Consider the following 18,325-nt stretch of genomic DNA (forward strand, 5'->3'; position numbering starts at 1 on the left):
GGCCAGAGACCGTTATAGCGGGCTGCATGGCTGAACGGATACCAGTCGATGTCGAGATCGCGGCCTTCTGGGCGAAGGGCTACGGCGCGCTGCAGGCTGCGGCTGCGCAGCCGCCCTACGCCGCGATCCTTCCCGATTATAACAATTGGAACGACTATGGTCGCAGGTTTCTGGCGAAACTCCTCCTCGTCAATGCTGAAGGGGAGGCGCTGAAGCTGGACCTGCGCACGATGGTCGAGGGAAGGAGGATCACGTCGGCGTTCATGGACACCCTGTTCGAAGCCGACGGTCCGGTGGTCCCGATCGGCAACGAGAACGGTGCGTTCGTATCGCAGCTGATCGAGCCGGGGGCATACCGCAGTCTGATCGCCCATCTGGGATTCGAGGCCGGTGTCGCGGCGCTGCGCGCGATCGGCGACGCGGTCGTGACGCGCCTGGAGGGACAGGACGCGAAGCGCCTCGAGCTAGCTGGTAGCGAGGATTTCCACGTCGGCGTGCTGCGAAACCCTTCGGCCTACGAGGCGTCGATCAAGGGCGCGCGCTTTATCAGGCGCGAGCCTGCCCCGGAGGTCGACGAGGCTGCCAAGTCGTTCGTCCTGTTCGCGTCGCTTCCCTGCGCCGACAATCTCTACACAATCCCGTTCGACTTCTCGGCCGACGAGTTGCTCGAGGACCGCATCAATGTCCTGATCGGCCGGAACGGCACCGGCAAGACCCTCGCGTTGCGGGCCCTGCTCGGTCGCCTGACCGACGGCGGCATCGCCGACGATGCCTCTCGGCGGACCGTCCTGTTCCGGAAGCCGCGGATCAGTAGGGTGATCGTCTTCGCGTCGACGGCCACGAACCAGTATCCTGCTCAGATCGCCCCGTGGCGCGGGATCGACTACGACTACCAGCCCCTGACTGCACCGCCGATCGAAGGGCGCGACCCGCTCCTCGCGTCTCTCCTCGCATCGGTGCGTGGCGATCCGAGCTTCTCGTTCACGATCGACGGGCAGATCTACGACCGGGGCGACCTGCTGCGTGAGGCAATCGCGCCACTCGGCATCTGGACCCAACTTCATGTGCCGCTGCTGCCGGCCGGCGCCGATGACCGGCTTGGAGGGCTCGATCTCGCCGAAGGAAGGTATCATCCGCTCCATCGGCGACTGGACGAGCTGGGGACCGTACAGCTCGGTCGGCAGGTGGACTGGGACCGGCCGATCATCCTGATCGACGGCGAAGGTGGTCGCAGGCAGCTCAGCAGCGGCGAGCAGGTGATGCTGCGGTTCGCTGCGCAGGCGACACTCTCGATCGAGAAGGGCAGTCTCCTGCTACTCGACGAGCCGGAGACCCACCTTCATCCCAACTTCATCTCCGATCTCATGGAGATGCTGCACAACCTGCTTTCCGCGACCGGTTCGATCGCGGTCGTGGCGACGCATTCGGCATATGTGGTCCGCGAGGTCCCGCGCCGTCGAGTCAACATCCTCACGCTAACCGACCGCGGCGTAGACGTGGGTCCGCCGAGGCTACAGACGTTCGGTGCCAGCATCGACACCATCTCGCAGTTCGTGTTCGGCGACACGAACTTCGCGCATCGGTACCAGAGGGCCTTGAGGGATTGGGTCGAGCGCGAGGGCGTTGCGCTGGGCCTCGACGTGATCATCGAGCGCCACGGCGCCGAGCTCAACCGCGAGAGCCTCTCCTATATCGCCCAGCTGCTCGCGGAACGCGAAGCGACGGACCTCGCCGGTTGAGGCACCTTCCGCTCCCCGCGACGGTCGCCGAAGAGCGGAAGGTGCTCGCGAAGCTGGCCAAGCAGATGCTCTGGGCACCGCACCACGCCGCATGGGAAGCCACCTACGACGCCTATGCCAAGGCCGGCGGCGATCCCCACGTCATAACGAAGTCGGCGTTCGATGCCCCCACCGGTGCGGCGCAGGCAAGTCTATACGAGGGGCGGCGGCGGACCAGGCCGTTCGAGGACATCCGGAGACAGGCCGGCCTCCTGAGCTGCCCAATCTGCGGATCCTCGAGCCAGGGATCGCTCGACCACTACCTCCCCAAGGACCATTACGGGGAGTTCTCGATCATGCGGGCGAACCTCGTCCCTGGGTGCAGCCACTGCAACTCCGACGAGAAGGGCACCATCTTCAAGGGGATCGCTCCAGCCAGGCTCGTGCACCCCTATTTCGACGACTGGATCAACACCGCGATATGGCGGGTCAGGCTGGTGCCGCCGCTCGCCGCTCCAACGTTCGTGGCGGAACCACTACCTGGGCTGACCGCCGCTCAGCTGGCAATCGTCGACTTCCATCTCGCCACGGTAGTCGGGAAGCAGTTCCGGACCGCGATGGGCAACTGGTGGTCGACACTGCCGGCGGCGTTGGCCTTCCGGTTCGTGGGACCCGTATCCGCGGCCGCGCTCGATGACCAGCTCGCACTCGAACTTCTCATCGCCGAAGCCACAACGTGGGCGAACAGCTGGCAGTCGGCGGCCCTTCGCGGATTGATCGCCGACCCTGCGGCAGTCGCGGATCTGCTGTCGCGCCTCTGAGATGCAGTGCGGATACGTTGGACTTGGGCAAGGGCCCGGCGCGCCGCCAGGTCTACGGCTCGTTGCACGATGCAGGATCGGGACAGGTGCGGCCCGTTCGGCTCACCCCCCACCATTCCGGCTTCGATACCGCAGATTTACCGCTCGCTGAGAGGCGAAAACGGGAGCCGGACAACAAAAAAGCCCTACTAAGCCATTGGCCTAGCAGGGCTTTTTATGGTGGGCGTGGCAAGGATTGAACTTGCGACCCCTGCGATGTCAACACAGTGCTCTACCACTGAGCTACACGCCCGTGAGGAGAGCGCCTCTAGCCGGGGCATCCGGTGGACGCAAGCCCGTTCACGACAATCCCGTCGCATTCCCGAATTCGAACATCCGGTCGACCTCCAGCACCAGGTCGCGCAGGTGGAACGGCTTCGACAGGACGCGCGCCTGCGGCATCGTCTTGCCCGCCTTCAGCGTCACCGCGGCGAAGCCGGTGATGAACATCACGCGCATGTCGGGCGCCATCTCCGACGCCTTCTGCGCCAGTTCGATCCCGTCCATCTCGGGCATGACGATGTCGGTCAGCAGCAGGTCGAACCGCTCCGCCTCCAGCAGCGGGATGGCCGCGGTGCCGCGATCGACCGCGACGACCGCATAGCCCGACCGTTCCAGCGCGCGCGCGAGATATTCGCGCATTACCTGATCGTCTTCCGCCAACAAGATCCTGATCATCACGTCCCCGCACCCGCAGCGCTCGCGACTATGCGCGAACCCTTTAAGATTTTCCACTGCGTGCGCGCCCGGATGCGCCGGGTCGATGCGCGGTGTCGGGATCGGCGATCGGGCGAGGATGATTGCGGTACGGCGCCGCCTTCCATAGGTTGCACGTGATGCTCGCCGCCCACTCCTTCGATCGCTTCGGCGGTGACACCCCCGAGAGCCCGGTCGTGGTGTCGGTGCCGCATGCGGGGCGCGACTATCCGCTGGCATTGCGCGCGGCGCTCAGGGTGCCGGTCGGCGCGCTGGTCGCGCTGGAGGACCGGCATGTCGACTCGGTCGCCCTGGCGGCGCGCGGCGTGGAAACGCTTTTCGTCCAGCGCCTGCCGCGCGCCTGGATCGACCTCAACCGTGCCGAGCACGAGCGCGATCCGCGCGTCGACGAGGGCGCGCGGACGCGGGGCGGGCCGCAGCCGTCCGCCAAGCTGCGCAGCGGGCTGGGGCTGGTGCCGCGCCGCACTCCGCTGGCGGGCGACATCTGGCGTTGCCGGTTGTCGGGCGAGGAAGTGACGCACCGGATCGCGGAGGCGCACCGGCCCTATCATGCCGCGCTGTCGGCCGCTCTGGTCGCGGCGCGCGCGCGGTTCGGGGTCGCGATCCTGCTCGATCTCCACTCGATGCCGCCGCTCGCCAGCGGCGCACGGATCGTGCTGGGCGATCGGTTCGGCCGGGCGGCGGGAGCGCGCTATGTCGGACGACTGGAAAGCGTGTGCGAAGCGTCGGGGCTGCCGCACGCGCTCAACGCCCCCTATGCCGGCGGACATGTGCTCGAACGGCACGCCGATCCGGCGGCGGGGATCCATGCGGTGCAGGTCGAGATCGATCGATCGCTCTATCTGTGCGACCGGCTCGACCAGCCCGGCGCCGGCCTCGGCCGGATCGCCGGCCTGGTCCGCCGGATGATTGACGCGCTGGCGGACGAGGCGTTCGACAGCGTGATCCCGCTCGCCGCCGAGTGACGCAGTCCAGATCATAAAAAAACCACCCCGTGCGACGTACGCACGAGGTGGCCAAGGTTCAGGGAGGAGGTCCGCCGAAGGCGGACCATACAGCGTCGCGAAAGGGGGGACACGACACCGTACACCAGCAATATAGGCGGATGAAAACGGGCTTCAAGACGTCTTTTCAAAAAAGACGATGCGGTCGTCACATGCCCCGCAAGCGCGCCCCGGACCGGGCAAGACCCGGCGCCATCCGCGCCAGAATGTCGTCACGCAGCAGCAGGTGGTGACGCAGCGCCGCGCCGACATGCAGCACCACCAGCGCGAGCATCAGCCAGCCGAGCACGCCGTGCGCCTCGTGCCCGAACCCGCTCGCCGCCTTGCCGATCGGCAGTTGCGGTACGTCGAACAGGCCGAAGAACGTCAGCGGCCGCGTCCCGCCCGACACCATCATCCACCCGGTCAGCGGCATTGCGATCAGCAACGCATAGAGCACCCCGTGGACCGCATGCGCCGCACGCTTCTCCAGCACCGGCATGTCGGCAGGCAGCGCTGGCGGGCGATGCGCGATCCGCCAGCCCACCCGCGCCGCGGTCAGGGCCAGCACGAGCAGCCCGATCGCCTTGTGCCCCGGCATCCAAGCGCGGAGCGCCGGCACTCCGTCGTGAAGCAGCCCGACCGCAAGGTTCAGGATCACCAGCAGCGCGATCGTCCAGTGGAACGCGATGGCGACCGAGGAATAACGCCCGTCGCGGGGAAGCCTGGTCGCCATCGTTTCGTTCCTCTTCGTCAGCCTTGCAGGTTGGGCTGCGGCGCCTTGCCCAGCCGTGCCTGCCGGCTGAAGATATCGCTCATCAGCGAGAGCGAGAAGAGGTGCGCGTACAGCAGCGGGAGCATCCCGGACTGGACGAACTTGCGCAGCTGGTCGCCGCGCAGGTTGGTCAGCTTCTCCTCGTTGACCATCTGGAAGCCGCGATAGACGAACGGCTGCTCGATGCCCTCCTGCTGGATCGAGACCTCGCCGTCCATCAGCAGCTCGGCCTCGCGCAGGTCGTTCATGAACGCCGCGGTGCGCGCGCCGGCCTGCTCGAACGATTCGTTGAACGACAGGATGTTCTTGGTCAGCTCGGTCGGCTGGCCGTCCGCGAACAGCGGCTCACCGTCCGGGAACGCGCCGACCGTGTCCGACGTCGGGTCGAAGCACAGCGACAGCTCCTGCGCATCGGGGCTCAGCCGCGCGAGCATGTACGGATAGCGGCGGATGTAAGCCGGGATGTACAGATTGTCCTGCGTCAGCTTGCCGTCGTCGTCGATGAAGACGTTGATGCCCTCGTTCAGCCCCATCAGCGCGAGCGGGATCGCATCGGGGCCGTCGGAGAAGATGATCGGCATGAAGCGCTGTGCCAGCGGGAATTCGTCGACGGTGATCGGGATCGCATGCTGGCCGCGCAGGAACGGCGCGCGGTCCGCCTGGCGGATCTTGTAGTCGGCATGCGCTTCGCTCGAAAGCGGCTCGAGCCCGTTGTAGAAGAGCGGAAGTGCCTGCGGCGCGCTGGCCATGCGAAATCTCCGTGATGCCTTGGGGTCACGCGGACGTCGCGCACCCGAACCCGCGCGCCCTATGCGCCCCGGCGCGGCGGTGCAAGCGTCACCACGTTTTCGCAGCGGGCAGTACGCTCCGGCCTTACCCCCCCCCGCCCCGTACCTCTCGATCCCTCCTACGCCACCAGCTTGCCCGGATTGAGGATCCCCAGCGGATCGACCGCCCGCTTGATCGCACGCAGCGCGTACATCCGGGAGGGCGGCGCGACGCGTGCGAGCTCGTCGCGCTTCATCTGCCCGATCCCGTGCTCCGCAGAGATCGATCCCCCCGCCGCGACGACCAGATCATGGACGAACGCGCTGACGAGGGGCACCTCCTCGGCATACCAGTGCGCCGCGTCGACGCCTGCGGGCGCACGGACGTGAAAATGGACGTTGCCGTCGCCCAGATGGCCGAACCCCGACGCGCGCGTGCCCGGGAACCGCGCCTCGCACGCCGCCGCCGCCTCGATCATGAAGCGCGGCATCGCGGGCACCGGGACAGAGATGTCGTGTTGCGCCGCGGGACCCGTCGCGCGCTCCGACGCGGAGATCGAGTCGCGGATCCGCCAGAACGCCTCGACCTGCGCCTCGCTCGCCGCGATCGTCGCATCGTCGACCAGTCCCGCCTCCGCCGCCGACTCGAGCACGCGCTCCAGCACCGCGTCGGGCGCCTCATCCCCCGCTGATCCGGTGACCGCCTCGACCAGCACGTGCCACGCGGGGTCCCCGGCCAGCGGCGATCGCGTCCCCGGCACATGCGCCAGCACCGCCGCGAGCGACTCGCGCGGCAGCAGCTCGAAGCTCTCGACCGCGGTGGTCGCCGCCTCGAACCGCCGCAGCAGCGCCAGCGCCACTTCGGGCGACGCGACCCCCACCCACGCCGCTCCGCGCGCGACGATCGCGGGCGCCAGCCGCAACGCCGCCGCGGTCACGATCCCCAGCGTCCCCTCGGCCCCGATCAGCAGCTGGTCGAGGTCGTAGCCACGATTGTCCTTCTTCAGCGCCGCGGTGCCGTCATGCACCGATCCGTCCGGCAGCACCGCTTCCACGCCGGCGACCAACGCGCGCATCGTCCCCCAGCGCAGCACCTGCGTGCCCCCCGCATTCGTCGACACCAACCCGCCGATCGTCGCCGATCCCTTCGCCCCCAGTGTCAGCGGGAACCGGCGACCCACCGCCGCCGCCGCGTCGTGGAGCGCCTGGAGGATCACCCCCGCCTCGACGATCGCGATGCCGGCGTCGGCATCGAGGCTGCGGATCGCGGCCATCCGCCGGAGCGACAGGATCGCCGCCCCGCCATCGCCCGGCGGGGTCGCGCCGCCCACCATCGAGGTGTTGCCTCCCTGCGGCACCAGCGCCGCCCCGGTCGCGGCGGCCGCGCGGACGATCGCCTGCACCTCCGCCGTCGTCGCGGGCTGGAGCAGCAGCGTCGCGGTCCCGCGATACCGCCCGCGCCAGTCGACCAGCCACGGCGCGATCGTGGCCGCATCGGTAACGATCGCGGCAGGCGGCAGCACGCCGTCGAGCGCGGCGAGCAGGCGGGCGGCGGGGTCTGGCATGGCGGCGGCTATAGTGGCAAGGTTGCAACAGGTGAAGGCAAGGATACCGTTGCCGGTCCGAAAGTTCATCCGCGGTTCAACGACTCGCGGTACGAGTCGGCGGCTTGATGCCGATCCATTCCCTTCCGCTCCTCGCGATGCTCACCCTGCCCGCTGCGCTCGCGGCGCAGGACGGCGCGCTGTTCGGCAATCCGCTCGCCGGCGTCGAACTCGCGCAGATGACGATCCACGAACGCATCATCGTGCGCATCCCCCGCGTCGCGCCGCGCGTCGACGGACGGACGCTGGAGCGCGCGCCGCAGCCGCGATGGACCGAGAGGAAGGCGCCGCAATGCGTCGCGATCGCCACGCTCACCGGCGCGGCGGTATCGCGCGAGGGTGATGTCGACCTGATCGTCAACGACGGCCGGCGGCTCCGCGCGAAGCTGGGCGACGATTGCCCCGCACTCGATTTCTATTCGGGATTCTATCTGAAGCCCACGCCCGACGGGCGGCTGTGCGCCGATCGCGACTCGATCCGCTCGCGATCGGGCGCGACCTGCCCGATCGACCGGTTCCGCACCCTGGTGGCGAAACGCTAGTTTCCGGGCGCCTTTCCTTGACTTTTGCGCGCCCCGCGTTAGCGCGCACGCTGGCATGCGGCATGATCCCGCACGCGCTTTTTCGGACATTTGCATGAGCTTCGCCGATCTCGGCCTCTCCGACGAACTTCTCAAGGCGGTGGACGACACCGGCTATACCGAGCCGACGCTGATCCAGGCGGCCGCGATCCCCAGCGTGCTGATGATGCGCGACATCATCGGCATCGCGCAGACGGGCACCGGCAAGACCGCGTCGTTCGTACTGCCGATGATCGACATCCTGGCGCACGGTCGCAGCCGCGCCCGCATGCCGCGCAGCCTGATCCTCGAGCCCACGCGCGAACTCGCCGCCCAGGTGGCCGAGAATTTCGAGAAGTACGGCAAGTATCACAAGCTCTCGATGGCGCTCCTCATCGGCGGCGTGCAGATGGGCGATCAGGTCAAGGCGCTGGAAAAGGGCGTCGACGTCCTGATCGCGACGCCGGGCCGGCTGATGGACCTGTTCGGGCGCGGCAAGATCATGCTCAACGGCTGTTCGCTGCTGGTGATCGACGAGGCGGACCGGATGCTCGACATGGGGTTCATCCCCGATATCGAGGAGATCTGCACGAAGCTGCCCGCAACCCGCCAGACGCTGCTGTTCTCCGCGACGATGCCGCCGCCGATCAAGAAGCTGGCGGACCGGTTCCTGTCGAACCCCAAGACGATCGAGGTCGCGCGCCCCGCCTCCACCAATCTCCAGATCACGCAGTATTTGGTGCCGGTGAAGAGCAATGCGGACAAGCGCGACGCGCTGCGCACGCTGCTCGGCGCGGAGGACGTGCGCACCGCGATCATCTTCTGCAACCGCAAGACGACGGTGCGCGAGCTCAACAAGACGCTGAAAGCACAGGGGTTTCGCTCCGCCGAGATCCATGGCGACATGGACCAGTCGTCGCGGATCGCAGAGCTCGACCGATTCAAGGCGGGTGACGTCACCGTTCTCGTCGCGTCCGACGTCGCGGCGCGCGGGCTCGACATCAAGGGCGTCAGCCACGTCTTCAACTTCGACGCGCCGTGGCATCCCGACGATTACGTCCACCGCATCGGCCGCACCGGCCGCGCGGGCGCGACGGGCAAGGCCTATACGCTCGTCGCTCCCGACGATGCCGAGAACATCGCCAATATCGAGAAGCTGACCGGTCACACGATCGAGCGCCTCGCGCTCGGCGGCAAGAGCGCGGCCCCCGCCGCCGCCACGATTGCGGGCGACTCGACCGAGCGCGAAGAGCGCCCGCGCCGAACGCGTGGCGGCCGCGGCCGTCGCGAAGCCCCGGTCGAAACGGTCGCCGAGACGGAGGTCGAAGCCCCCGTCGCCGAGGAACCCGTTCGCGCCGAAGCCGTTCGCGAAGAACGCCAGCCCCGCGCCCGGCGCGAAGAGCGCGCGCCGCGCCGCGAGACGCCCGCACGCGATCCCTATCGCGACGCCCCCGCGCGGGACGAGCGCCGGCCCGACGGCCAGACCGATCATCGCCCGCGCCATCGCAACGACGACGCCCCCGACGACGGCGGCTGGAACGGCCCGATCCCGGACTTCCTCAACGCCCGCTTCGCGGACTAACGCACTGATACGTCACCCCGGCGAAAGCCGGGGACTCCGGGGACAGGGATAGCGGCCGATCCGAACGGACCTCACGGCCTTGAGGATATGTCCGCCCCTTGCCACGGCCGTCACCCCGGACTTGATCCGGGGTCCAGCTTGGTCTCAAGCGACGAAGGACGAAGCATGTCGACCCGGTCACACTGAAATGTTCGATGGCTACGCCTATCCCGCTTCGCCCGGATAGCTTGGCTGTCCCCGACGCAAGAATCCCCGGCTTGGCTAAGATGCGGCATCCCGGCATGACGGTCGGCAGTCCTAGCGGAGTTTCTCCCCCATGCCGATCTCGCCCAACCCCGTCGCCCTCGCCCTGTCGCTCGCTGCCCTCATCGCGACCCCCGCGATCGCTGCCCCCACCGCCCCGCGCGTCCGCGCCGCCTCGATCGAGCAGCTCGCGAAGCCCCTTCCGCTGCCCTACAACGAAAGCGTTGACGCGAACCGCGCGGTCGCCGCTGCCAAGGCTCGCGCGGCGAAGACCGGAAAGCGGCTGCTGATCGATCTCGGCGGCAACTGGTGCCTCGACTGCCGGATCCTCGCGGGCACGATGGATTTGCGCGAGCTGCGCCCCTTCCTCGCAAAGCATTTCGAGATCGTCGCGGTCGATATCGGCCGGTTCGACAAGAACCTCCAGATCCCCGCGCGCTACGGCATCACCGATCGGCTGAAGGGCGTCCCTGCGGTGCTGATTGTCGATCCGAAGACCGACACGCTCATCAACAAGGGCCGCGAAACCGCGCTCGCCGACGCGCGCTCGCTCACGCCGCAGGCGCTCGCCGACTGGCTCGCGCAATGGGCGAAGTGACGCCCCCAAACCTCGTCATCCCAGCGAAAGCTGGGATCGCTCTCATCCGGGCGGGGTATTCGATCCGAAAGAGACCCCACCTTCCGCTGGGCTGACTCGATGTGTTGCCATCGAGCCGCCCCCTCACCCCGCCGCCTGCATCTCCGCCATCAGCGCATCGTCGATCTCCCGCGCCCGCACCGCCGCAGGCCGCTCGGTGATTCGCGCCAGATACGCATCGAACGCGTCGCGCTGCGGCAGCGAGCCGAACATCTTTCCCCATGCGATGTGGCTGCCGACATAGACGTCCGCCGCCGTAAACCGGTCGCCCGCGATGAAGTCGTGCGCGGTCACCGCGCGTTCCAGCACCGACACCGTCATGTCGTAGGTGCCGTATCCCGCCATCCGCGTCTTGTCTCCCGACACCTCGACGCCCAGCGACCGGTTGGTCACCGCCGCCTCGACCGGCCCTGCCGCGAAGAACATCCAGCGATAATAATCGGCGCGCTCCGCCGCGGTCGGCGCCAGTCCCGCCTCGGGAAACGCCTCCGCCAGATACGCGCAGATCGCCGCGCATTCGGTGACGACGCGCCCGTCATGGACGATCGCGGGCACCTTCCCCATCGGGTTGACCGCCAGATACGCCGACGCCTTCATCGAATCGGCATAGTCGAGGATGACCGTGTCGTACGGCACGCCCACTTCCTCGAGCATCCACCGCGCGATCCGCCCGCGCGACATCGGGTTGGTGTAAAAGGTCAGCGTCATGGCACACTCCCGGAACGGACGGGGAACGATGATCCCGTGTCATCCCGTCCGAGTCAAGTCTCAGGCGAGCGCCGCCGAAAACGTCGCCAGCATCCGCGCCCACGCCTTGTCCGCCTGCGCGGCATCATAGACCTTGCTGTCGGGCGGGCACCAGCCATGCATCGTGCCGGCATAGACCTCGATCTCCGCGGGAAGCTTCGCCGCGGCGAAGGCGTCGCGCAGCACGTCCTTGTCCTTGGGCGAGCGCGCATCGTCGTTCTCGGCGATCGCGACCAGGTAGCGCGCCTTCATCTTCGGGGCCAGGAGGTGCGGGCTGTCGGGCTTGTCGGTCGCCATCCCGCCGCCGTGGAAGGTCGCCGCCGCGCGCACCCGGTCCGCACGTTCCGCCGCCGTCAGCATCACCATCGGCCCGCCCATGCAATATCCACTGGTCGCCATCCCGCGCTTCGTATCGACCGACTTCTGCATATCGAGCCATGACACGAACGCCCGCGCATCGGCGGAAACCGCCGCGTTGGTCAGCGGCGTGCGCCACGGCATGATCCGCGCGCGAACCTCGGGCTGGTCGAACGACTCGCCCGCCTTCAGGAACGGCGCCTTCACCGATCGGTAGAACTGGTTGACCACCAGAACCGCATAGCCCGACTGCGCCAGCCGGTCCGCCATCTGCCGGAACGCGGGCCGCAGCCCCATGATGTCAGGCCAGACGAGCACCGCCGGATGCCGCCCGGTCGTCGGCGCGACGAAATAGGCGTCCGCAGTGCCATCCGCAGTCCGGATCGTCACGTCGCGGCCCTTGACGGTCGCCGCGTCCGCCGGGGCCGGGAGCATCATCGCCAGCCCGGCGGCGCCCGCCATCGCGCCGAAATTGCGCCGGGAAACCCCCGACAGGAAGCGCGCATTATCCTCGGCGGTATGGTCGTCGCACATCGGCTTGGCTCCTCGCGAATCGTCCGGCCTGCAAAGGCTTAACCCGTCACGCCCGCGTATACCACCAGACGCCGTCGACCACGGACTTCACCGCCCGCCCCTCGACCTCCAGCCGCCGCAGATGCGCCAGCGCCTCGCCCGTCGCCATCCCGATCACATCGGCGCCGATCGGGCGGGAGAACAGCGTCGCGAAGCAATCGACCGCGCGCCGCGGCGCCTCCGCTAGCAGCGCCTCGACCGCGTCGAGCCGGTCGCGATGCTCGCGGTCGAGCGCATCGAGCCGCGCATCGAGCCCGTAGAACGGATCGCCATGCCCCGGCAGCACCAGCAAATCGTCGGGCAGCGCCTTCAGCCGCGCGATCGAGACAAGCCATTCGCCGAGCGGATCCGCCTCGGGCTCGCTGAGCATCAGCGACACGTTGCTGCTGATCCGCGGCAGTACCTGATCCCCCGCGATCATCACCTTGCGGTCATGATCGACGAGGCACGCATGTTCGGGGCTGTGCCCGCTACCGACCACGACATGCCAGTCGCCATCGCCGATCCGCAGCACGTCGCCATCACGGATCCGCACGAAGCTCAAGGGGAGCCGCGACACCATCTTGCCGAACCGGCCCCAGCCCTCGCCCGCCCCGCGCGCGACCTGCGCCTCGTCCCACCCGGCTGCGCGCCAGAACGCGAACTGCTCCGGGGGCACCTCGTCGTGAAAATCGGCGGCGAGCATCCGCAGCAGCAGCCACTCGGTGCGAGTCATCACCAGCGGCGCGTCGAACTTGCGACACAGCCAGCCCGCCAGGCCTACGTGATCGGGATGATAGTGCGTGCACAGCACGCGCGCCACGGGCGTGCCTGCCAGGGGGCCATCCAGGATCTCTCGCCACGCCTCGGTCGTGCGCGGGCTCGCAGTGCCGGTATCGACGACGGTCGCGCCCGCGGCGTCGTCGAGGATCAGCCCGTTGACGTGCTTGAGCGGCCCCGACATCGGCACCCGCCACCAGCGGATACCCGGCATCACCGTCAGCAGCTCGCCCGGCTGCGGCCCGCGCGTGCCGAACGGAAAGGTCAGTCCGGCATGGCTGGTGGGGACGAGCAGCTCGTCGCCGATCAGCGCGCGGTCGAAAGCGGTGGCCATGCGGCGAGCGGTAGCAACATAACCAAGGTTACGTCACGCGCTTTCGTGCGTCGCCCCCCGTCATGCCGGGCTCGTCTCAGTGGGCAGGGCGCAACACTCTACCGTCACCCCGGACTTGATCCGGGGTCCCGCGTCTTCGCGACCGGCAGACAAAAGCGGGACCCCGGATCAAGTCCGGGGTGACGTACTGCCAACAGATCGCCTTGGGGAAACTCCCATTCGCTGCGACGAACCTACCGCTTGAACGGATCGTCGAACAGCGGCTTGGGCGTCGTGTCCACGCCCATTTCCAGGTCGCGCGCGGCCTGCTCGCGCTCGGCGCGCAGCTGTGCCAGCAGCACCTCGCGATCGCCGTCGAGCCGCGTATCGGTCGGCGCCTCGAGCCCCGCCGCCTTCGCCGCCTTCGCCACCGCCGCGTCGAGCTCGCGCTGCGAGGTCAACCCCAGCGTCACCGGATCCTTCGGCGTGATGTTGGCGATGTTCCAGTGGCTGCGGTCGCGGATCGCCGCGATCGTCGTGCGCGTCGTGCCGATCAGCAGGCTGATCGCGCCATCGGTGATCTCGGGATGGTTGCGGATGATCCAGGCGATGCCGTCGGGCTTGTCCTGCCGCTTGCTGACCGGCGTGTAGCGCGGGCCCTTCGTGCGGCGGACCTGCTCGGGGCCCTTGATGATCTTCATCCGGTAATCGGGATCGGCCGCCGCCTTGTCGATCTCCTCCTGCGTCACCTCGTGCGCGCGGATCGGGTCGCGCCCGGTCAGCTTGGTGGCGGCGGTATCGTCGGCGATCGCCTGCACCTCGAGGATGTGCAATCCGCAGAAGTCCGCGATCTGCTCGAAGCTGAGCGCGGTGTTGTCGACCATCCACGAGGCGGTCGCATGGGGCATGAGCGGCTGGGCCACGGCGTGAACTCCGTCAGAAACAAATAGGGCCGCCCCTTGTCGGAGCGGCCGCTGGCTGCCGTGCGACTTAGTGCGTCGCGCGCACAAGGGCAAGGCGTTCGCGCCGTCGCGCCATTTCGGATGCCGACCTGCCTTGCGCGGCACGGCGCCCGGTTGCAGCATCGCCATCGGGCCTGCCGCCCGGGGAGACGATAGCGATGGACGACGATCAGGTTTCGCCACAGGATCTCGCACTGCGCAATTCGCCACTGTCGGACGAAAAGCTGTCCGACGCAGCCGACGAGGCCGGTGCCGCGCTTGTCGAAAGCGGCCAGAACCGCCCGGGCCATGCCGACTGCTACTGGAACGACAAGAAATACTCGGACGGCGCGACGATCTGCGACAGCGGGCAGCGTCGCGGATGCTGGAACGGGAAGTGGGTCGATTTCGGCAATTGCTGACGCGTCGATAGGCGTCACGCCGCGCGCAGGGCCGATCCGATCGGCACCAGCGCGTCGAGGAACTGCGCCGCGCTCGCCGCCCATGTGAAGCGACGCGCCTCCGCGGCAACGCTCGCGCGGTCGAGCGCCAGCGCGGCGGCGATCGCGGTGCTCAGGTCTTCGCGCATCGCACCCGAGGCGGGGGTCAGCACGTCGACCGGCCCGGTCACCGGATAGGCCGCGACCGGCGTGCCGCACGCCATCGCCTCGATCATGACCAGCCCGAACGTGTCGGTGTGGCTTGGGAACACGAAGACGTCCGCGGCACGATACGCCGCGGCCAGCTCGGCGCCATAGCGGCTGCCGACGAACCGCGCCTCGGGAAACCGCGCCTCCAGCCCGGCGCGGGCGGGGCCGTCGCCGACGACCACCTTGGTTCCGGGATGCGCGCACGCGAGGAACGCCTCGACATTCTTCTCGACCGCCACGCGCCCAACGTACAGCAACACCGGGCCGGGTAGAGCGCGGATCGCCGCGTCGGGCGCGACCGTCGCCGCGAAGGTCGACGACACCCCGCGCCCCCAGCGCCGCACCTGCGTCAGGCCGTGCGCGCGCAGGTCGCGCTCGATCGACGGGGTCGAGGCAAGCACCGCGGCGGCGGGCGCGTGGAACCAGCGGACATAGCGCCAGATCCATTCGGGGTCCGCCCCTGTCCGCCGCGCGACGTAATCGGGAAACTGCGTGTGATAGGCGGTGGTGAACGGGATCCGCCGCGCGATGCACCAGTGGCGCGCCGCCAGGCCCAACGGACCTTCGGTGGCGACATGGATCGCGTCCGCGCCGAACGACGCGAGACTCCGCCCGATCGCCGCCGGGGTGGTCAGCGCGAGGCGGATCTCGGGGTAGGTCGGGCACGGCACCGATCGCCGCCCCTCGGGCGAGACGACGAGGATGTCGTGCCCACCGGCGCGCAACTCGCCCGTCACCGCCTCCAGCGTGCGGACCACGCCGTTGACCTGCGGCGCCCACGCATCGGTGACGATCGCGATCCTCATGCCTTGATGCCTTTCGCTCTAGCGTCCGTTCGGACCGATCCTCACGCCGCCAGCCGCTTCACCGGCGCCGTCCGCGCGGCCATCACGTCGGCCCAGTGGAGCAACTCCATCCGCCCGTCGAAATGCTCGACCAGCGCGGTGCAGCCCTCCACCCAGTCGCCGTCGTTGTAATAGGCGACGCCCGCGATCTCGCGGATCTCGGCGGTGTGGATGTGCCCGCACACCACGCCGTCGACGCCGCGGACCCCGGCGGCATGCGCGACGACCTCCTCGAAATGCGAGATGAAGGCGACCGCGTTCTTCACCTTGGCCTTGGCGTGCTTCGACAGCGACCAATAGGGCATCCCCAGCCGCCGCCGCGCCGCGTTGACCCAGCGGTTCGCCGCCATCAGCGCCTCGTACGCGGTGTCGCCGACATGCGCGAGCCAGCGATGCGCCAGCGTGATCGCGTCGAACTCGTCGCCGTGGAGCACCAGCAGCCGGCGTCCGTCCGCGGTCTCGTGAATCGCCTTCCTGCGGATCGCGATCCCGCCGAAGTCGAGGCCGGAGAACTGGCGGAACACCTCGTCGTGGTTGCCGGGGATATATACCATCCGCGTGCCGCGCCGCGCGCGCTTGAGCAGCCGCCAGACGACATCGTTGTGCGCCGCGGGCCAGTAGAATTTCTTCTTGAGCCGCCACCCGTCGATCATGTCGCCGACCAGGTACATCGTGTCGCTGTCGACATGGTCGAGGAAGTCGATCAGCATCCCCGCGTTGCACCCGCGCGTGCCGAGATGGACGTCGCTGATCCAGATCGTGCGGTAGCGCGTCCGGGCGATATCCTCGCGCTCGGGCACGCTCGGCCGCGAGTTCGCGAAGTCGAGCAGATCGGTGATGTCGGCGGTCGTCGTGATCGGCGGCATGCGCAGGCCCTCCCCTGCCCGATGCCTGTAGGCGCCTTGTGTTACGTAGGCGTCACGGCGGCGTGACGGTTCGGGGACAATCGCTACCCCCCGTCATCCCCGCCTCTCCCGTCATCCCCGCGAACGCGGGGATCCATCTCCTGCGATCTGGCCGCGCGCTACCGATTGAGGTCGAAGAACAGATCGCGCCACTCGGAATTCCCCTCTTCGGTCAGCGCGATCTTCCACGCCCGGTTCCACCTCCTCTTGATCGCCTTCTCCCGCCCAATCGCGTCCTCGATCCGGTCATGCGCCTCGGCATAGACCAGCCGATCGATCCCATACTCCCGGCAGAACGCACTGCCCTGCCCATCCCGATGCTGCACCATTCGCGCGGGCAGATCCGACGTCGCCCCGGTGTAGAGCGCCCCGTTCTCGCGGTTCGCCAGAATAGAGACCCAACCGCCGCGCATTTCCCTTCTCCCGGAGATGGACCCCCGCCTTCGCGGGGACGACGGTGGTCAGGGGATCAACACGATCTTCCCCACATGATCCCCCGCCTCCATCCGCCGATGGGCGTCCGCCGCCTCCGCCAGCGGAAACGTCCGGTCGATCACCGGCTTCAGCCGGCCTGCCTCGACGTGCGGCCACACCATCCGCGACAGCTCGTCAGCGACCATCGCCTTGAACGCGGTGTCGCGCGCGCGCAGCGTCGATCCGGTCAGCGTGAGCCGCCGCCGCATGATCTCGAAGATCGGGATCGTCGCGGTCGCGCCGCCCTGCACCGCGATCGAGACATGGCGACCATCGTCGGCCAGGCACTTCAGGTTGCGCGGCACATAGTCCCCGCCGACCATGTCGAGCACCACCTGCACGCCCTTGCCGCCGGTGATCTCCGCCACCCGCGCGACGAAGTCCTCCGCCTTGTAGTCGATCGCGTGATCCGCGCCCAGCCGCGTCGCCGCCGCGCACTTGTCCGCCGATCCCGTGGTCACGATCACGCGGATGCCGAAGATGTTGCACAGCGCGATCGCCATCGTCCCGATGCCGCTGGTGCCACCATGGACGAGCACGCTGTCGCCCTCGCTCGCGAAGCCGCGCTCGAACAGGTTCGTCCAGACGGTGAACAGCGTCTCGGGGATCGCGGCGGCCTCGATCATCGTCAGCGCCTCGGGCACCGGCAGGCACTGTCCCCACGGTGCGACCGCATATTCGGCATAGGCCCCGCCCGCGACCAGCGCGCATACCGGCTGCCCCAGGGCCTCGCGCTCGACGCCCTCGCCCAGCGCGACGACGATGCCCGCGAACTCGAGCCCGGGGATCGAGGGTGCCCCCGGCGGCGGGGGATAGCCGCCCTTGCGCTGGAGCACGTCGGGCCGGTTCACGCCCGTAGCGGCGATCTCGACCAGCACCTCGCCCGCCCCCGGCGCCGGCACTGCGCGGGTAACGGGCAACAGGATCTCGGCACCGCCCGGCTCCTCGGGATCGATCGCCTGCATCGTCTCGGGTAGGTCGCTCATCGTCGGGGGGCCCCTCGCGCCGGCTGAAATCGGCGCGGGCCTTATTGACTTCGCTCCGACGGGGGTCAACGTTGTCGGATGTGGACTTGGACGAAATCCTCGGACGAAGCCCCGGCGACCCGCTCACCGCACTCGTCGCCCAGGATCTGGACCCGCTTTCGGTAGCGGAACTCGAAGCGCGTATCGCGATCCTGACGCGCGAGATCGAACGCGCCCGCGCACGGGTGGCCCACGCCACCGATCACCGCGCAAGCGCCGATCAGCTCTTCCGGCGATGAATGCCGGCGGATCGGTCCGGCGAGCCGCAGGGACGCCTCGCCCGATGCTTG

Annotated in this window: 20 protein-coding genes and 1 tRNA gene; 8 read left to right on the plus strand and 13 right to left on the minus strand. The window is 68.6% G+C overall.

Going from position 1 to position 18,325, the window contains the following annotated elements; all coding sequences use genetic code 11:
• Positions 1-26 precede the first annotated feature (26 nt).
• A complete protein-coding gene (locus ACV7NO_RS16015; RefSeq protein WP_463406951.1) occupies positions 27-1,739 on the plus strand; it encodes an AAA family ATPase in 1,713 nt (570 codons plus the stop codon).
• The gene (locus ACV7NO_RS16020; protein WP_463406952.1) at positions 1,736-2,539 is read left to right on the plus strand and encodes an HNH endonuclease; all 804 of its coding nucleotides are present in this window, start codon (positions 1,736-1,738) and stop codon (positions 2,537-2,539) included. The genes ACV7NO_RS16015 and ACV7NO_RS16020 overlap by 4 nt, the downstream gene beginning before the upstream one ends.
• Positions 2,540-2,756: 217 nt before the next feature.
• On the opposite strand, the gene ACV7NO_RS16025 is transcribed toward ACV7NO_RS16020, so the two are convergent.
• Positions 2,757-2,831: transfer RNA gene (locus ACV7NO_RS16025), tRNA-Val, on the minus strand.
• A gap of 47 nt (positions 2,832-2,878) precedes the next feature.
• Complete coding sequence (gene cpdR / locus ACV7NO_RS16030; RefSeq protein WP_463407379.1) at positions 2,879-3,256, minus strand: cell cycle two-component system response regulator CpdR; 378 nt, start codon at positions 3,254-3,256, stop codon at positions 2,879-2,881.
• A gap of 158 nt (positions 3,257-3,414) precedes the next feature.
• Between cpdR and ACV7NO_RS16035 the strand changes: the two genes are divergently transcribed.
• The gene (locus ACV7NO_RS16035; RefSeq protein ID WP_463406953.1) at positions 3,415-4,260 is read left to right on the plus strand and encodes an N-formylglutamate amidohydrolase; all 846 of its coding nucleotides are present in this window, start codon (positions 3,415-3,417) and stop codon (positions 4,258-4,260) included.
• A 187-nt stretch (positions 4,261-4,447) separates the two neighbouring features.
• Here the strand turns inward: ACV7NO_RS16035 and ACV7NO_RS16040 are convergent, their stop codons facing one another.
• From ACV7NO_RS16040 to ACV7NO_RS16050, 3 genes are all read right to left on the minus strand, one after another.
• Positions 4,448-5,014 carry a cytochrome b gene (locus ACV7NO_RS16040; protein WP_463406954.1) on the minus strand — a complete coding sequence of 189 codons (567 nt, stop codon included), beginning with the start codon at positions 5,012-5,014 and terminating at the stop codon, positions 4,448-4,450.
• A 17-nt stretch (positions 5,015-5,031) separates the two neighbouring features.
• Positions 5,032-5,802 carry a SapC family protein gene (locus ACV7NO_RS16045; protein WP_463406955.1) on the minus strand — a complete coding sequence of 257 codons (771 nt, stop codon included), beginning with the start codon at positions 5,800-5,802 and terminating at the stop codon, positions 5,032-5,034.
• Positions 5,803-5,960: 158 nt separating this feature from the next.
• A complete protein-coding gene (locus ACV7NO_RS16050) occupies positions 5,961-7,385 on the minus strand; it encodes an FAD-binding oxidoreductase (RefSeq protein ID WP_463406956.1) in 1,425 nt (474 codons plus the stop codon).
• A 107-nt stretch (positions 7,386-7,492) separates the two neighbouring features.
• Between ACV7NO_RS16050 and ACV7NO_RS16055 the strand changes: the two genes are divergently transcribed.
• From ACV7NO_RS16055 to ACV7NO_RS16065, 3 genes are all read left to right on the plus strand, one after another.
• Positions 7,493-7,966, plus strand: a complete 474-nt coding sequence (locus ACV7NO_RS16055) for a hypothetical protein (RefSeq protein ID WP_463406957.1) — start codon at positions 7,493-7,495, stop codon at positions 7,964-7,966.
• A gap of 94 nt (positions 7,967-8,060) precedes the next feature.
• Positions 8,061-9,566 carry a DEAD/DEAH box helicase gene (locus ACV7NO_RS16060; RefSeq protein WP_463406958.1) on the plus strand — a complete coding sequence of 502 codons (1,506 nt, stop codon included), beginning with the start codon at positions 8,061-8,063 and terminating at the stop codon, positions 9,564-9,566.
• 316 nt (positions 9,567-9,882) lie between these two features.
• The gene (locus ACV7NO_RS16065; RefSeq protein WP_463406959.1) at positions 9,883-10,407 is read left to right on the plus strand and encodes a thioredoxin family protein; all 525 of its coding nucleotides are present in this window, start codon (positions 9,883-9,885) and stop codon (positions 10,405-10,407) included.
• A 123-nt stretch (positions 10,408-10,530) separates the two neighbouring features.
• Here ACV7NO_RS16065 and ACV7NO_RS16070 read toward each other — a convergent pair whose 3' ends face one another.
• The 4 genes from ACV7NO_RS16070 to ACV7NO_RS16085 all read right to left on the minus strand — a co-directional run bounded on the left by ACV7NO_RS16070 (position 10,531) and on the right by ACV7NO_RS16085 (position 14,118).
• On the minus strand, positions 10,531-11,154 hold the full coding sequence (locus tag ACV7NO_RS16070) for a glutathione S-transferase family protein (RefSeq protein WP_463406960.1): 624 nt from the start codon (positions 11,152-11,154) through the stop codon (positions 10,531-10,533).
• Positions 11,155-11,214: 60 nt separating this feature from the next.
• Complete coding sequence (locus tag ACV7NO_RS16075) at positions 11,215-12,084, minus strand: dienelactone hydrolase family protein (protein ID WP_463406961.1); 870 nt, start codon at positions 12,082-12,084, stop codon at positions 11,215-11,217.
• A 46-nt stretch (positions 12,085-12,130) separates the two neighbouring features.
• Positions 12,131-13,216, minus strand: coding sequence for an MBL fold metallo-hydrolase (locus ACV7NO_RS16080; protein ID WP_463406962.1), 1,086 nt, complete (start codon positions 13,214-13,216; stop codon positions 12,131-12,133).
• A 233-nt stretch (positions 13,217-13,449) separates the two neighbouring features.
• Positions 13,450-14,118 carry a cell cycle transcriptional regulator TrcR gene (locus ACV7NO_RS16085; RefSeq protein WP_463406963.1) on the minus strand — a complete coding sequence of 223 codons (669 nt, stop codon included), beginning with the start codon at positions 14,116-14,118 and terminating at the stop codon, positions 13,450-13,452.
• Between the two features lie 197 nt (positions 14,119-14,315).
• On the opposite strand from ACV7NO_RS16085, the gene ACV7NO_RS16090 reads away from it, so the two are divergent.
• A complete protein-coding gene (locus ACV7NO_RS16090) occupies positions 14,316-14,558 on the plus strand; it encodes a hypothetical protein (protein WP_463406964.1) in 243 nt (80 codons plus the stop codon).
• 14 nt (positions 14,559-14,572) lie between these two features.
• On the opposite strand, the gene ACV7NO_RS16095 is transcribed toward ACV7NO_RS16090, so the two are convergent.
• From ACV7NO_RS16095 to ACV7NO_RS16110, 4 genes are all read right to left on the minus strand, one after another.
• On the minus strand, positions 14,573-15,592 hold the full coding sequence (locus ACV7NO_RS16095; protein WP_463406965.1) for a glycosyltransferase family 4 protein: 1,020 nt from the start codon (positions 15,590-15,592) through the stop codon (positions 14,573-14,575).
• A gap of 41 nt (positions 15,593-15,633) precedes the next feature.
• Entirely contained in the window at positions 15,634-16,497 is an 864-nt protein-coding gene (locus ACV7NO_RS16100; RefSeq protein ID WP_463406966.1) for a UDP-2,3-diacylglucosamine diphosphatase, read from the minus strand.
• 158 nt (positions 16,498-16,655) lie between these two features.
• Positions 16,656-16,949, minus strand: coding sequence for a GIY-YIG nuclease family protein (locus tag ACV7NO_RS16105; RefSeq protein WP_463406967.1), 294 nt, complete (start codon positions 16,947-16,949; stop codon positions 16,656-16,658).
• Between the two features lie 48 nt (positions 16,950-16,997).
• Positions 16,998-17,996, minus strand: a complete 999-nt coding sequence (locus ACV7NO_RS16110; RefSeq protein ID WP_463406968.1) for an NAD(P)H-quinone oxidoreductase — start codon at positions 17,994-17,996, stop codon at positions 16,998-17,000.
• An 80-nt stretch (positions 17,997-18,076) separates the two neighbouring features.
• On the opposite strand from ACV7NO_RS16110, the gene ACV7NO_RS16115 reads away from it, so the two are divergent.
• A complete protein-coding gene (locus tag ACV7NO_RS16115; protein ID WP_463406969.1) occupies positions 18,077-18,274 on the plus strand; it encodes a DUF1192 domain-containing protein in 198 nt (65 codons plus the stop codon).
• Positions 18,275-18,325 lie beyond the last annotated feature (51 nt).

It is taken from the genome of Sphingomonas sp. Ell38C01 (genome assembly GCF_055231975.1).

What these genes read in the sequence shown, in the direction of transcription:
- ACV7NO_RS16095 (WP_463406965.1), bottom strand. Translation starts at nt 15,592, where the DNA reads ATGAGGATCGCGATCGTCACCGATGCGTGGGCGCCGCAGGTCAACGGC.
- ACV7NO_RS16105 (WP_463406967.1), bottom strand. Translation starts at nt 16,949, where the DNA reads ATGCGCGGCGGTTGGGTCTCTATTCTGGCGAACCGCGAGAACGGGGCG.
- ACV7NO_RS16090 (WP_463406964.1), top strand. Translation starts at nt 14,316, where the DNA reads ATGGACGACGATCAGGTTTCGCCACAGGATCTCGCACTGCGCAATTCG.
- ACV7NO_RS16065 (WP_463406959.1), top strand. Translation starts at nt 9,883, where the DNA reads ATGCCGATCTCGCCCAACCCCGTCGCCCTCGCCCTGTCGCTCGCTGCC.
- ACV7NO_RS16040 (WP_463406954.1), bottom strand. Translation starts at nt 5,014, where the DNA reads ATGGCGACCAGGCTTCCCCGCGACGGGCGTTATTCCTCGGTCGCCATC.
- ACV7NO_RS16045 (WP_463406955.1), bottom strand. Translation starts at nt 5,802, where the DNA reads ATGGCCAGCGCGCCGCAGGCACTTCCGCTCTTCTACAACGGGCTCGAG.
- ACV7NO_RS16035 (WP_463406953.1), top strand. Translation starts at nt 3,415, where the DNA reads ATGCTCGCCGCCCACTCCTTCGATCGCTTCGGCGGTGACACCCCCGAG.
- ACV7NO_RS16110 (WP_463406968.1), bottom strand. Translation starts at nt 17,996, where the DNA reads ATGAGCGACCTACCCGAGACGATGCAGGCGATCGATCCCGAGGAGCCG.
- ACV7NO_RS16080 (WP_463406962.1), bottom strand. Translation starts at nt 13,216, where the DNA reads ATGGCCACCGCTTTCGACCGCGCGCTGATCGGCGACGAGCTGCTCGTC.
- ACV7NO_RS16050 (WP_463406956.1), bottom strand. Translation starts at nt 7,385, where the DNA reads ATGCCAGACCCCGCCGCCCGCCTGCTCGCCGCGCTCGACGGCGTGCTG.
- ACV7NO_RS16060 (WP_463406958.1), top strand. Translation starts at nt 8,061, where the DNA reads ATGAGCTTCGCCGATCTCGGCCTCTCCGACGAACTTCTCAAGGCGGTG.
- ACV7NO_RS16075 (WP_463406961.1), bottom strand. Translation starts at nt 12,084, where the DNA reads ATGTGCGACGACCATACCGCCGAGGATAATGCGCGCTTCCTGTCGGGG.
- cpdR (WP_463407379.1), bottom strand. Translation starts at nt 3,256, where the DNA reads ATGATCAGGATCTTGTTGGCGGAAGACGATCAGGTAATGCGCGAATAT.
- ACV7NO_RS16055 (WP_463406957.1), top strand. Translation starts at nt 7,493, where the DNA reads ATGCCGATCCATTCCCTTCCGCTCCTCGCGATGCTCACCCTGCCCGCT.
- ACV7NO_RS16100 (WP_463406966.1), bottom strand. Translation starts at nt 16,497, where the DNA reads ATGCCGCCGATCACGACGACCGCCGACATCACCGATCTGCTCGACTTC.
- ACV7NO_RS16070 (WP_463406960.1), bottom strand. Translation starts at nt 11,154, where the DNA reads ATGACGCTGACCTTTTACACCAACCCGATGTCGCGCGGGCGGATCGCG.
- ACV7NO_RS16015 (WP_463406951.1), top strand. Translation starts at nt 27, where the DNA reads ATGGCTGAACGGATACCAGTCGATGTCGAGATCGCGGCCTTCTGGGCG.